This window comes from Streptomyces sp. NPDC046712, assembly GCF_040645695.1.
GTDB lineage: Bacteria > Actinomycetota > Actinomycetes > Streptomycetales > Streptomycetaceae > Streptomyces.
In genome coordinates, this window is sequence record NZ_JBEYYW010000013.1 from 144,951 (window position 1) to 157,932 (window position 12,982).

9 protein-coding genes are annotated in these 12,982 nt (G+C 70.2%); 7 read left to right on the top strand and 2 right to left on the bottom strand.

Annotated features, from left to right (window positions below):
- Positions 1-273: 273 nt before the first annotated feature.
- Positions 274-1,140, top strand: coding sequence for an HAD-IB family hydrolase (locus tag ABZ939_RS19030; protein WP_361856014.1), 867 nt, complete (start codon positions 274-276; stop codon positions 1,138-1,140).
- Between the two features lie 323 nt (positions 1,141-1,463).
- On the opposite strand, the gene ABZ939_RS19035 is transcribed toward ABZ939_RS19030, so the two are convergent.
- A complete protein-coding gene (locus ABZ939_RS19035) occupies positions 1,464-2,291 on the bottom strand; it encodes an oxidoreductase (RefSeq protein ID WP_361856017.1) in 828 nt (275 codons plus the stop codon).
- Positions 2,292-2,393: 102 nt separating this feature from the next.
- Between ABZ939_RS19035 and ABZ939_RS19040 the strand changes: the two genes are divergently transcribed.
- Positions 2,394-3,380 (top strand): ATP-binding protein, encoded by a 987-nt coding sequence (locus ABZ939_RS19040; RefSeq protein ID WP_361856020.1) that lies wholly within the window; start codon positions 2,394-2,396, stop codon positions 3,378-3,380.
- Between the two features lie 211 nt (positions 3,381-3,591).
- Here the strand turns inward: ABZ939_RS19040 and ABZ939_RS19045 are convergent, their stop codons facing one another.
- The gene (locus tag ABZ939_RS19045) at positions 3,592-4,881 is read right to left on the bottom strand and encodes a hypothetical protein (RefSeq protein ID WP_361856023.1); all 1,290 of its coding nucleotides are present in this window, start codon (positions 4,879-4,881) and stop codon (positions 3,592-3,594) included.
- 303 nt (positions 4,882-5,184) lie between these two features.
- On the opposite strand from ABZ939_RS19045, the gene ABZ939_RS19050 reads away from it, so the two are divergent.
- From ABZ939_RS19050 to ABZ939_RS19070, 5 genes are all read left to right on the top strand, one after another.
- Positions 5,185-7,503 (top strand): SulP family inorganic anion transporter, encoded by a 2,319-nt coding sequence (locus ABZ939_RS19050; protein WP_361856026.1) that lies wholly within the window; start codon positions 5,185-5,187, stop codon positions 7,501-7,503.
- A gap of 282 nt (positions 7,504-7,785) precedes the next feature.
- Positions 7,786-9,759 carry an acetate--CoA ligase gene (acs, locus tag ABZ939_RS19055; RefSeq protein ID WP_361856180.1) on the top strand — a complete coding sequence of 658 codons (1,974 nt, stop codon included), beginning with the start codon at positions 7,786-7,788 and terminating at the stop codon, positions 9,757-9,759.
- 345 nt (positions 9,760-10,104) lie between these two features.
- Positions 10,105-11,460: a Na+/H+ antiporter NhaA gene (gene nhaA, locus ABZ939_RS19060; RefSeq protein WP_361856183.1), complete on the top strand. Its 1,356-nt coding sequence runs from the start codon at positions 10,105-10,107 to the stop codon at positions 11,458-11,460.
- Positions 11,461-11,497: 37 nt separating this feature from the next.
- Positions 11,498-11,974, top strand: a complete 477-nt coding sequence (locus ABZ939_RS19065) for a phage holin family protein (RefSeq protein ID WP_361856029.1) — start codon at positions 11,498-11,500, stop codon at positions 11,972-11,974.
- Entirely contained in the window at positions 11,971-12,906 is a 936-nt protein-coding gene (locus ABZ939_RS19070; RefSeq protein ID WP_361856032.1) for an alpha/beta hydrolase, read from the top strand. The genes ABZ939_RS19065 and ABZ939_RS19070 overlap by 4 nt, the downstream gene beginning before the upstream one ends.
- Positions 12,907-12,982: the final 76 nt, after the last annotated feature.

Below are 12,982 nucleotides of genomic sequence, written 5' to 3' on the forward strand. Positions count from 1 at the left end.
AGCAGTCCACCAGTTACGCTGAGTGACGAATCGAGGGCATCACGCAGCCTCGGCCACACGGCCGACGGGAGGGGAAGACATGAGGATCCGGCGGACGAAAACGCGTCCGGACATGCGACGACCCCCGCCGGGGGGGAGAGCGGGGGTCGTCTCTCCGGCCGACTCGGGGGGGGAGGAGCCGGACCGGGTTAGCACGGTCGCGAACGATCCGTGACTTCCATGGTGTACCCGAGAGCCTTCTCAGGCAAACCCACACGCCCCAGCGTACGCCGAATGGCGGGCACCTATGCTCGGCTCGTGGAAAACCACTCGTTGCCGCGCACAGCCGCGTTCTTTGACCTGGACAAGACGGTCATTGCGAAGTCGTCGACGCTGACCTTCAGCAAGTCCTTCTACCAAGGCGGACTGATCAACCGCCGTGCCGTCCTGCGGACGGCCTACATCCAGTTCGTCTACCTCGTGGGCGGCGCCGACCACGATCAGATGGAGCGGATGCGCGAATATCTTTCCGCGCTCTGCAAAGGCTGGAACGTCTCGCAGGTCAAGGAGCTCGTCGCCGAGACCCTGCACGATCTGATCGACCCGCTCATCTACGACGAGGCGGCCTCCCTCATCGAGGAGCACCACGCCGCCGGCCGTGATGTCGTGATCGTCTCGACCTCCGGCGCCGAGGTGGTGGAGCCCATCGGCGAGATGCTGGGCGCCGACCGGGTCGTCGCCACCCGGATGATCGTCGGCGACGACGGCTGCTTCACCGGGGAGGTGGAGTACTACGCCTATGGCCCCACCAAGGCGGAGGCGATCCGGGAGCTCGCCGAGTCGGAGGGTTACGACCTCTCGCGCTGTTACGCGTACAGCGACTCGGCGACGGACGTACCGATGCTGGAGGCCGTGGGCCACCCGTACGCGGTCAACCCCGACCGGACGCTCCGCCGCGAGGCCACCGCCCGGGACTGGCCGATCCTGGCCTTCGAGAAGCCGGTCCGGCTCAAGCAGCGCCTGCCGGAATTCCGGATGCCACCGCGCCCCGCCCTCATGGCGGTGGCCGCCGTGGGCGCCGCTGCGGCGACCGCCGGACTCGTCTGGTACGCCAACCGCCGACGGCAGACCGCCCTTGCCGATCGCTTTGCCCGGATTTGAGGCGAAAGTAAAAGAGTGGAGCCAGGACTTTCGCTTCCCACTCGACAGGAGTAGAAAGGAATCAGGCCCGCGAGACCTAGGACATCCGAGAGGATCACCTGTTGAGCAAGAAGGCCCCACGGACCATGCACAGAAGCTGAGCACCCACGCGACGTCGACCCGTCGATTACGGGCCAGCCGCACCAGGCGACGGGCAAAGTTCCCCGCTTGATGGGCACATATCGAGGACGCTTGGTAACTCGGCAGACGTGCCAGCGGCGGTACCAGGACTGGTACCGCCGCAACCCTTTTCCACGCGATTCACAAGCGCCTTCCGGGCGCCGCTAGGCGGCGCCGCGCTGGAGCGCCTCGCAGACCGCTGTCGACTCCCGGACCCCGAGCTCCACGGCCCGCCCGCAGTGGGCGATCCAGGCGGCCATGCCCTCCGGAGTCCCGGAGAGGTACCCGTCGAACGCCGCGACATAGGCCGCACGCCCCTGCTCGGCGTGGCCGACCTCGGCCGGGCAGATCGCCTTCGGGTCGAGCCCGCTGCCGATCAGCACGATCCGCTCGGCGGCGCGCGCGATCAGCCCGTTGTACGAGGTGAACGGCCGCAGCGCGAGCAGTTCGCCGTGCACCACGGCCGCTGTCACCAGGGCCGGAGCCGTACCGCCCGCGATGATCAGCTCCGAGAGCCCGTCGAGCCGGCCCGCGACCTCGGCCGGGTCCGGCAGCGGCGCCTCGATCAGCGGCTCGTCGACGGCCTCGCCGGCCTGCCGGGGCCTGCCGACGGAGTCCCCGAAGTCTCCGCTGTCGCCCACCGAGACCAGGTGCAGCCGGGCCAGCACCCGCAGTGGCGACTGACGCCAGATGGAGAGCAGCTGGCCGGCCTCGGCGCCCAGCCGGAGGGCCGCGCCGACCGTGCGCGCCTCGGCGTCCCCGCCGAAGTCGGTCCGCCGGCGGACCTCCTCAAGCGCCCAGTCGGCGCCGGAGAGCGCGGCCGAGCCCCGCGCGCCGCGCAGGGCCGCCTCGGAGGTGATCTCGTTGCTGCGGCGCCGCATCACGCGGTGTCCGTAGACCCGGTCGACGGCCTTGCGTACGGAGTCCACCGAGTCGGCGACGCCCGGCAGGGAGCCGAGGGCGGCCAGGGGGTCAGAGGCGTGCGTACTCATAAGTAGGGAGGCTACGCGCCCAGGGCCGCCGCCCCACGTTGGAGTGGTCTTCTTCACGCACTTCGACCACGTGCCGCGATCATGCCACTACGCTAGGTGAACATGAAGATCGCTTTCGTAGGGAAGGGCGGCAGCGGGAAGACCACGCTGTCCTCGCTCTTCATCCGCCACCTCGCCGCCAATGAAGCCCCCGTCGTCGCGGTGGACGCCGACATCAACCAGCATCTCGGGGCCGCGCTGGGTCTCGACGAGACCGAGGCGGCGACGATGCCCGCGATGGGCGCGCACCTGCCGATGATCAAGGAGTACCTGCGGGGCTCGAACCCGCGGATCGCCTCCGCCGACACGATGATCAAGACGACCCCGCCCGGGAAGGGTTCGCGGCTGCTGCGGGTCCGCGAGGACAACCCGGTGTACGAGGCGTGCGCCCGGACCGTGCGCCTCGACGACGGCGACATCCGGCTGATGGCGACGGGGCCGTTCACCGAGTCGGATCTCGGGGTGGCCTGCTACCACTCCAAGGTCGGCGCGGTGGAGCTGTGCCTGAACCATCTGGTCGACGGGGAGGACGAGTACGTCGTCGTCGACATGACGGCGGGCTCGGACTCCTTCGCCTCCGGGATGTTCACCCGCTTCGACATGACGTTCCTGGTCGCCGAGCCGACCCGCAAGGGCGTCTCGGTCTACCGCCAGTACAAGGAGTACGCGCGGGACTTCGGCGTCGCGCTCAAGGTCGTCGGCAACAAGGTGCAGGGCATGGACGACGTGGACTTCCTGCGCTCCGAGGTGGGCGACGACCTGCTGGTGACGGTCGGCCATTCGGACTGGGTCCGCGCGATGGAGAAGGGCCGCCCGTCCCGCTTCGAACTCCTGGAGGCGGACAACCGGATGGCGCTCCAGGCCCTCCAGAACGCGGCGGACGACTCGTACGCCCACCGCGACTGGGAGCGGTACACCCGCCAGATGGTCCACTTCCACCTCCGCAACGCGGAGAGCTGGGGCAACGCCAAAACCGGGGCCGACCTGGCGGCGCAGGTCGACCCCGGGTTCGTGCTCGGTGAGGAGCTCGCCGTCCCTCAGCACAGCTGACGGTGCCCGCGACCGGCGGCCGGAGGCCGGCGCAGCACGCCGAAGCCCGCAAGGCGCCCAGGCGCCGAGCGGTGCGAGGAGTGCAGAAGAAGGAGGGGCCCGGGGCCGACCTGGCGGCGCAGGTCGACCCCGGGTTCGTGCTCGGTGAGGAGCTCGCTGTCCCTCAGCACAGCTGACGGGTTCGTTCTCGGTGAGTTCGCGGGCGAAAGGGTCAGTGCCCTTCAGCCTGCTTGACCTGGGGCGCGGCCGGGGGCGCCGGCTGGGGGGCCAGGAAGGCCGCCCAGCCGCCCGGCGGGGCCTCGCCCACCTTCAGGGTCCGCATCTTCTCGATCACCGCCGGGTCCTGGGCGTCCAGCCAGTCCGCGAGCTGGCGGAAGGACACGCACTTCACGTCCCGCTGGACGCAGACCGTGGCGATGGTCTCCTCGACGGCGCGCATGTACGTGCCGCCGTTCCAGGACTCGAAGTGGTTGCCGATGATCAGCGGGGCCCGGTTGCCCCGGTACGAGCGCTCGAAGGCCTGCACCAGACCGTCACGCATCTGGTTGCCCCAGTACTGGTGCTTGGACGGATCGCCCTTGGTGGTCGAACCGGACTGGTTGACCATGAAGTTGTAGTCCATCGACAGCGTCTGGAAGGCGCGGCCGGGGACCGGCACCAGCTGCAGGGACAGGTCCCACAGCCCGTGGTCCTTCTTGGGCCAGATCTGGTCGTTGACGCCACTGGTGTCGTAGCGGAAGCCCAGCTGGGACGCGGCCTGGACGAAGTTCTCGCGGCCCTCCAGGCAGGGGGTGCGGGCGCCGACCAGTTCCTTGTCGTAGTCGAAGGGGAGCGGCTCCTCGGTGGTCAGGCCGGCGTTCGTCTTCCAGTTCTTCACAAAGGACTTGGCCTGGCTGATCTCGCTCTTCCAGTCCTCGACCGACCAGTTGCCGACACCGCTCTCCGGCCCGCAGAAGTGGCCGTTGAAGTGCGTGCCGACCTCGTTGCCCTCCTGCCAGGCGCCGCGCAGCTCCCTGACGGTGTCGCGGATGCCCTGGACGTCGTTGAAGCCGATGTCCGAGCGGCCGGCCGCGTGCTGCGGCGGGTTGTAGAGCTCCCGCTTGTCCTCGGGCAGCAGATAGACACCGCTGAGGAAGTACGTCATCGTCGCGTCGTACTTCTGGCCCACCTTGCGGAAGTGTGAGAAGAGCTTCTGGCTGTCCTCGCCCGCGCCGTCCCAGGAGAAGACCACGAACTGCGGGGGCTGTTCGCCCGGCTTCAGCTTCTGCCAGACCGGCTGATTGGGCTGAGCGCCGGTGAAGGCGGTGGAGCCGTCGCCGATCAGACGTACCGCGTTCTGCGGGGCCGCGGCCTGACCCTTCTTCACGCCCGGCGCGCCCCGGCTCGGAGCCGGTCCGCCGGAGTCCGAGCAACCGGCGAGGCCGGTGATCAGGGCGGCGGCGAGAGCGCCGACGGCGAGCGTCCTGGTGCGGGCAGTGGTCCTTCTCCCGGCGGTTGTCATCCGCCCACCTCTCCTCGGTTCCGTGCGAGCGGCGTCAACGTCGCACCACGGCCGCCGGAAAGATGAAACGACAAGCGGCACTCCGCCCGCCATTCACCGGAACCGGTGAATCATTGCCCTGTTTGCCCCGAAAATAATGCCGCAGTCTTTACTCTGCATTACGATCCATTTACTGAGTGTTGATACTCGCGATGAGGATCCGCGCTCGGAATCCCGCCGCTGCACGCCGTGACCCACGGCCGCGACCCCCACGTTCGTCCTGCACGAGCCGCGACCGCGCTGCCCCGGAGGAGACGGGAACCAATGACTGTCCACGCACCCATCCGCCGTACACCCACCCAGCGGCCGCACAGCCCGCCCGGCCGCGGCCGACGCTTCCCCATCGCGGGCGCCGACCTGTCCGCATCGATCTCCGTCTTCCTGATCGCGCTGCCGCTCTCGCTCGGCATCGCCCTCGCCACCGGAGCCCCGCTTCAGGCCGGCCTGGTGGCCGCCGCCGTCGGCGGCATCGTGGCCGGCCGGATCGGCGGCGCGCCGCTCCAGGTCAGCGGCCCCGCCGCGGGCCTCACGGTGGTCACGGCCGAGCTGATCCAGCGGTACGGCTGGCGCACCACCTGCGCCATCACCGTCCTCGCCGGACTCGCCCAACTCGGCCTGGCCGCCCTGCGGGTGGCGCGCTCCGCCCTCGCCGTCTCCCCCGCGATCGTGCACGGGATGCTCGCCGGCATCGGCGTGACCATCGCGCTCGCCCAACTCCACATCGTGCTCGGCGGCACCCCGCAGAGCTCCGCCGTGGACAACGTCCTCGGACTTCCCGCCCAGTTGGCCGACCTCCACCGGGCCGCGCTGATCATCAGCGCCCTCACGGTCACCGTCCTGCTGATCTGGCCCCGGCTGCCCGGTCGCGCCGGACGGTTCGTACGGAAGGTCCCGGCCGCGCTCGCCGCGGTGGCCGCGGCATCGGTGGCGGCGGCGCTCGCCGGACTGACCGTCCCCCGCGTGGACCTGCCCTCCTGGAGCAGCCATGCCCTGCCCGGCCTTCCGGAGGGCCCGGTCCTCGGCATCGCGGCCGGCGTGCTCACGATCACCCTCGTCACCAGCGTGCAGTCGCTGCTCTCCGCAGTGGCCGTCGACAAGCTGGTGGCCGCCCGGCCCGACCGGGGCCACGGCGTGCCCCGCTCCCGCCTCGACCGCGAACTCGCGGGCCAGGGCGCGGCGAACGTCGTCTCCGGCGCGCTCGGCGGACTGCCGGTCGCCGGTGTCGCGGTCCGCAGCGTCGCCAATGTCTCCGCCGGCGCCGTGAGCCGCAACTCCACGATGCTGCACGGCCTGTGGATCGTGCTCGCCGCGCTCGTGCTGGTCCCGGTCCTCGACCTCATCCCCCTGCCGGCGCTTGCCGCGCTCGTCATGGTGATCGGCATCCAGATGGTGAGCATCACCCACATCCGCACCGTCACCCGGCACCGCGAGGTCCTCGTGTACGCGGTGACGCTGAGCGGCGTCGTCCTCATCGGCATCCTCGAGGGAGTCGCGCTCGGGGTCGCGGTCGCCTCCGCCGTCGCGATGCACCGCCTCACCAAGACCCGTATCACCCTCGAGAGCGAGGGCGGCCTGCACCACATCTGCGTGCGCGGCCAGCTGACGTTCCTCGCCGTACCGCGGCTGAGCCGCGCCCTGCATCAAGTACCCCAAGGAGGCCGCGTGGTGGTCGAGTTGGACGGGTCCTTCATGGACCATGCCGCGTACGAGACGCTGCACGACTGGCAGTCGGGCTATCAGCGGCACGGCGGGACGGTGGAGATGACCGGGCCGTCCGGAGCGCGCATCACCGAGCCCGCCCCCGAGTCGCACAGCTGCTGCCGCCCCTGGACCCCCTGGCGCAACCATCGCTGCGGCGAGCCGCGCCCGGTCGACGAGACCAGGAGGACCACCGGACATCAACTGGCCCGTGGCATCGGCAAGTTTCAGCGCAATACGGCGCCGCTGGTGCGTGACGAGCTCGCGCGCCTCGCGCGCGAGGGGCAGCGCCCCTCCCAGCTCTTCCTCACCTGCGCCGACTCCCGCCTGGTCACGAGCATGATCACCTCCAGCGGGCCCGGCGACCTCTTCACCGTACGGAACGTGGGCAATCTCGTTCCGCTGCCCGGCGAGGAGAGCGGGGACGACTCGGTGGCGGCGGCGATCGAGTACGCGGTGGAGGTCCTGCGGGTGCAGTCGATCACCGTCTGCGGGCACTCGGGCTGCGGGGCGATGCAGGCCCTGCTGGGCAGCACACCGGACGATCCGCCGACGCCGCTGCGACGTTGGCTGCGGCACGGACTGCCGAGCCTGGAGCGGATGGCGAGCCGCAGGCACGCCTGGGCCCGGATCTCCGGGAGGCTGCCGGCCGACGCGGTCGAGCAGCTCTGTCTGACCAATGTGGTCCAGCAGCTGGAGCACCTGCGGGCGTACGACGCGGTGGCGCGGCGGCTCGCCGAAGGGACGCTCACGCTGCAAGGCATGTACTTCCACGTCGGCGAGGCCCAGGCGTACCTGCTCGCGGACTCCCACGAGCCGCACGGATACGACGACGTCTTCGACCTGGTCCCGCCCACAGCCCTGCAGGAAGCCCGCGTGTCCTGACCCCTGCCTGCGCGTCCTGGCCCCTTCCCGCCCGCGCGTCCTGACCGTTCCGCCCGCGCGTCCTGACCCACGCCCGCGCGTCCTGACCCAGGCCCACGCGTCCTGAACCTTCCCGTCCGGGCGTCCGTGAGACTGTGTGGCCCCTTCTTCCCACCGCTCGGGAGGGAGGGGCCACCGCACGCCCGTCACCTCACAGGTCTAAACCAATTTCCTGGAGACTCTTGTCACCCGGGCATCTGACTGATGAGCTATGACGCGGGACACATAGGCACATAGGACGCCCTGGGAAAGGGAGATGTCGTGAGCAACGAAAGCCTGGCCAACCTGCTCAAGGAAGAGCGGCGGTTCGCGCCGCCGGCCGAGCTGGCCGCGCACGCCAACGTGACGGCGGAGGCGTACGAGCAGGCCGCGGCGGACAGGCTTGGCTTCTGGGCCGAGCAGGCGAGGCGGCTCACCTGGGCCACCGAGCCGACCGAGACCCTCGACTGGTCGAACCCGCCCTTCGCCAAGTGGTTCGCCGACGGCGAGCTCAACGTGGCGTACAACTGCGTCGACCGGCACGTCGAGGCCGGAAACGGCGACCGCGTCGCCATCCACTTCGAGGGCGAGCCGGGCGACAGCCGCGCCATCACCTACGCCGAGCTCAAGGACGAGGTCTCCAGGGCCGCCAACGCCCTGACCGAGCTGGGCGTCACCAAGGGCGACCGGGTGGCGATCTACCTCCCGATGATCCCCGAGGCCGTCGTCTCGATGCTGGCCTGCGCCCGCATCGGCGCCGCGCACTCCGTGGTCTTCGGCGGCTTCTCCGCCGACGCCATCGCCACGCGCATCGAGGACGCCGACGCCAAGCTGGTCATCACCGCCGACGGCGGCTACCGCCGCGGCAAGCCGAGCGCCCTCAAGCCCGCCGTCGACGAGGCCCTCGCCCGCGTGGACCGCGTGGGCAACGTCCTCGTCGTACGCCGCACGGGCCAGGAGGTGGCGTGGACCGAGGGCCGGGACGTGTGGTGGGACGACATCGTCGCCCGCCAGTCCGCCGAGCACACGCCCGAGGCGTTCGGCGCCGAGCACCCGCTCTTCATCCTGTACACCTCCGGTACGACGGGTAAGCCGAAGGGCATCCTGCACACCTCCGGCGGCTACCTCACGCAGGCCGCGTACACCCACCACGCCGTCTTCGACCTCAAGCCGGAGACCGACGTCTACTGGTGCACCGCCGACATCGGCTGGGTGACCGGCCACTCGTACATCACGTACGGGCCGCTGGCCAACGGCGCGACGCAGGTCATGTACGAGGGCACCCCGGACACCCCGCACCAGGGCCGGTTCTGGGAGATCGTCCAGAAGTACGGCGTCACCATCCTCTACACCGCCCCCACCGCGATCCGTACGTTCATGAAGTGGGGCGACGACATCCCCGCGAAGTTCGACCTGTCGAGCCTGCGCGTACTGGGCTCGGTCGGCGAGCCGATCAACCCCGAGGCGTGGATCTGGTACCGCGAGCACATCGGCGCCGGCAAGACCCCGATCGTGGACACCTGGTGGCAGACCGAGACCGGCGCGATGATGATCTCGCCGCTGCCGGGCGTCACCGAGACCAAGCCGGGCTCGGCCCAGCGCCCGCTCCCGGGCATCTCGGCCACCGTCGTCGACGACGAGGCCAACGAGGTCCCGAACGGTGGCGGCGGTTACCTGGTCCTCACCGAGCCGTGGCCGTCGATGCTGCGCACCATCTGGGGCGACGACCAGCGGTTCCTCGACACGTACTGGTCGCGCTTCGAGGGCAAGTACTTCGCCGGCGACGGCGCGAAGAAGGACGACGACGGCGACGTCTGGCTGCTCGGCCGGGTCGACGACGTCATGCTCGTCTCCGGGCACAACATCTCCACCACCGAGGTCGAGTCCGCCCTCGTCTCGCACCCGTCCGTCGCCGAGGCGGCGGTGGTCGGCGCGGCCGACGAGACGACCGGGCAGGCGATCGTCGCCTTCGTCATCCTGCGGGGTACGGCGAACGAGGACGACAGCCTCGTCGCGGAGCTGCGCAACCACGTGGGCGCGACGCTGGGCCCGATCGCGAAGCCGAAGCGGGTGCTGCCGGTGGCGGAGCTGCCGAAGACGCGGTCCGGGAAGATCATGCGTCGGCTGCTGCGGGACGTGGCCGAGAACCGGGAGCTGGGGGACGTCACGACGCTGACGGACTCGTCGGTCATGGACCTCATCCAGACGAAGCTGCCGAGCGCGTCCGCGGAGGACTAGAACTCGGGCTCTCATGGGCGCCCACTCCAGGTCACCTGGGGTGGGCGCTCTTGTTTCCGGTGGCCCGTCATGTGGGTTGTGCCCACCCTCCCCCCGACTCCGTCCAGGGGACCCCCAGCCCCTGCGGAACGAATGCCACAACGGGCTCGGCGGGCCGTTTGTACCTAAAGTGAAGATCACCGGACACAACTCCGGCTCGTTAGGTAAAGTAAAGATCGCGTCAGAGACGCGACAGAAATACCTAGGTGCGCCGGGAAGTCTGGTCGGCATGTGCTTCGCCCTGCCCAAACCGACCGGAGGTTGCCCACCGTGCCCGCGCCCACCGACCGCAAGTTCCTCGGCCTCATGCCGCTTCCCGAGCGGCGGTTCGTCGCCGACGCGCTGCGCACCGAGACCGTCGGTGGCGTGCTCCTGCTCCTGGCCGCCGTCGCCGCACTCGTCTGGGCGAACTCCCCCGTCGGCGACAGCTACGAGACGGTGCAGGACCTCCACATAGGCCCCGAAGCCCTCGGGCTCGACCTCTCCCTGCAGCACTGGGCGGCCGACGGGCTCCTCGCGATCTTCTTCTTCGTCGCCGGCATCGAGCTCAAGCGCGAGCTCGTCGCGGGCGAGCTGCGCGACGCCAAGGCCGCCGCGCTCCCTGTCATCGCCGCCATCTGCGGCATGGCCGTGCCCGCGCTCGTCTACGTCCTGACCAACGCCATCGGCGGCGGCTCGATGGACGGCTGGGCCGTGCCCACCGCCACCGACATCGCCTTCGCGCTCGCCGTGCTCGCCGTCATCGGCACCTCGCTGCCGTCCGCGCTGCGCGCCTTCCTGCTGACGCTCGCCGTCGTCGACGACCTCTTCGCGATCCTGATCATCGCGATCTTCTTCACCAGCGACCTGAACTTCGCCGCCCTCGGCGGCGCCATCGCCGCCCTCGCCGTCTTCTGGCTGCTGCTGCGCAAGGGCGTCCGGGGCTGGTACGTCTACATCCCGCTCGCCCTGGTCATCTGGGGCCTGATGTACAACAGCGGCGTCCACGCCACCATCGCCGGCGTGGCCATGGGCCTGATGCTTCGCTGCACCCGGCGTGAGGGGGAGGAGCACTCCCCCGGCGAGCACATCGAGCACCTGGTCCGGCCGATCTCCGCCGGGCTGGCGGTCCCGCTCTTCGCGCTGTTCTCGGCCGGGGTCACGGTCACCGGGAAGTCGCTGAGCGACGTCTTCACCCAGCCGGTCACGCTCGGTGTCGTCCTCGGCCTGGTGGTCGGCAAGGCGCTCGGCATCTTCGGCGGCACCTGGCTGGCCGCCCGATTCACCAGGGCGGAGCTCAACGAGGATCTGGCCTGGGGTGACGTCTTCGCCGTCGCCTCGCTCGCCGGCATCGGCTTCACCGTCTCGCTGCTCATCGGCGAGCTGGCCTTCGAGGGAGACGCGGCCCTGACCTCGGAGGTCAAGGCGGCCGTCCTGGTCGGCTCGCTGATCGCGGCCGTGCTCGCGACGGTCCTGCTCAAGCTGCGCGTCCGGAAGTACCAGGCGCTGCTCGCCGAGGAGGAGCGTGACGAGGACGAGGACGGCATCCCCGACATCTACGAGCAGGACAACCCGGAGTACCACCTCCGGATGGCCGCGATCTACGAGAAGAAGGCCGCGGAACACCGCGAGCGCGCCCAAGTGGCGGGGGCATCGCGCGATGACGCCGACAGTCCGGCATGATCTGAGGTCGGACCGTAGAAGAGAAGAGGGAGCAGCGATGAGCGACCCGGTCAACGGAACCGAGCGCAGCCTCGGTCAGCTGGTCGCCTCGGCGACCGCCGAGATGTCCGCGCTGGTGCACGACGAGATCGCCCTGGCCAAGGCCGAGATCCGACAGGACGTCAAGCGCGGCGCGATGGGCGGGGCGGCCGGTGGTGCGGCGGCGACGGTGCTGCTCTTCTCGCTGCCGATGCTGAGCTTCGCGCTCGCCTACGGCATCCAGGCCTGGAGCCACTGGCACATCTCGGTCTGCTTCCTGCTCTCCTTCGCGGCGAACGTGCTGCTCGCGGGGCTGCTCGGGCTGATGGCCTACGCCAAGTTCAAGAAGGTCAAGCCGCCGGAGAAGTCCATCGCCTCGGCCAAGCGGACCGCCGCGGTCCTGCAGAACGCCAAGCCGCACCCCCGCCCCGAACGGCCGGCGCTGCCCGCCACGGTCCAGGACAAGGCCGTCGTTGTGGGACGCTCGTCTGCATGACCGTCCCTGAGAGCAGCAACGGCAGCGGCAGTCCCGTACGGATCGACGGCCCCTGGACCCACCGCGACGTGGCCGCGAACGGTGCGCGCTTCCACATCGCCGAGATGGGCGACGGGCCGCTCGTGCTGCTGTTGCACGGCTTCCCGCAGTTCTGGTGGACCTGGCGGCATCAGCTGCCCGCTCTCGCCGACGCGGGCTTCCGGGCCGTGGCGATGGACCTGCGGGGCGTGGGCGGCAGCGACCGTACGCCCCGGGGTTACGACCCCGCCAACCTGGCGCTCGACATCACCGGCGTCGTCCGCTCCCTCGGCGAGCCGGACGCGGCGCTGGTCGGCCACGACCTGGGCGGCTATCTCGCCTGGACCGCGGCCGTGATGCGGCCGAAGCTCGTCCGCCGGCTCGCGGTCTCCTCGATGCCGCACCCGCGCCGCTGGCGTTCGGCGATGCTCTCCGACTTCTCGCAGTCGCGGGCCGGTTCGTACGTATGGGGCTTCCAGCGCCCGTGGCTGCCGGAGCGTCAGCTCGTCGCGGACGAGGGGGCGCTGGTGGGGAAGCTGATCGAGGACTGGTCGGGCCCCGGGCTGCCGGACGAGGAAGCGATCGCGGTGTACCGGCGGGCGATGTGCATCCCGTCGACCGCGCACTGCTCGATCGAGCCGTACCGGTGGATGGTGCGTTCCCTGGCACGGCCGGACGGAATCCAGTTCAACCGGCGTATGAAGCGCCCGGTGCGGGTACCCACCCTGCACCTGCACGGCTCGATGGACCCGGCGATGCGCACGCGCAGCGCGGCGGGTTCGGGCGAGTACGTGGAAGCGCCGTACCGCTGGCGGCTGTTCGACGGGCTGGGGCACTTCCCGCACGAGGAGGACCCGGTGGCGTTCTCCACGGAGCTCATCAACTGGCTCAAGGACCCCGAGCCCGACCGCTGACCGGACTCCCGTTCTACGAACGGCCATGTGCCCGGCGCATACTCCAATTGGCGGGCCCCTGGGCGGTTACCGACCT

Bases quoted from the DNA above. Each gene is read 5' to 3' on its own strand.
- ABZ939_RS19030 (WP_361856014.1), top strand. From the start codon at position 274: ATGGCGGGCACCTATGCTCGGCTCGTGGAAAACCACTCGTTGCCGCGC.
- ABZ939_RS19045 (WP_361856023.1), bottom strand. From the start codon at position 4,881: ATGACAACCGCCGGGAGAAGGACCACTGCCCGCACCAGGACGCTCGCC.
- ABZ939_RS19065 (WP_361856029.1), top strand. From the start codon at position 11,498: ATGAGCGACCCGGTCAACGGAACCGAGCGCAGCCTCGGTCAGCTGGTC.
- nhaA (WP_361856183.1), top strand. From the start codon at position 10,105: ATGCCGCTTCCCGAGCGGCGGTTCGTCGCCGACGCGCTGCGCACCGAG.
- ABZ939_RS19070 (WP_361856032.1), top strand. From the start codon at position 11,971: ATGACCGTCCCTGAGAGCAGCAACGGCAGCGGCAGTCCCGTACGGATC.
- ABZ939_RS19035 (WP_361856017.1), bottom strand. From the start codon at position 2,291: ATGAGTACGCACGCCTCTGACCCCCTGGCCGCCCTCGGCTCCCTGCCG.
- ABZ939_RS19050 (WP_361856026.1), top strand. From the start codon at position 5,185: ATGACTGTCCACGCACCCATCCGCCGTACACCCACCCAGCGGCCGCAC.
- ABZ939_RS19040 (WP_361856020.1), top strand. From the start codon at position 2,394: ATGAAGATCGCTTTCGTAGGGAAGGGCGGCAGCGGGAAGACCACGCTG.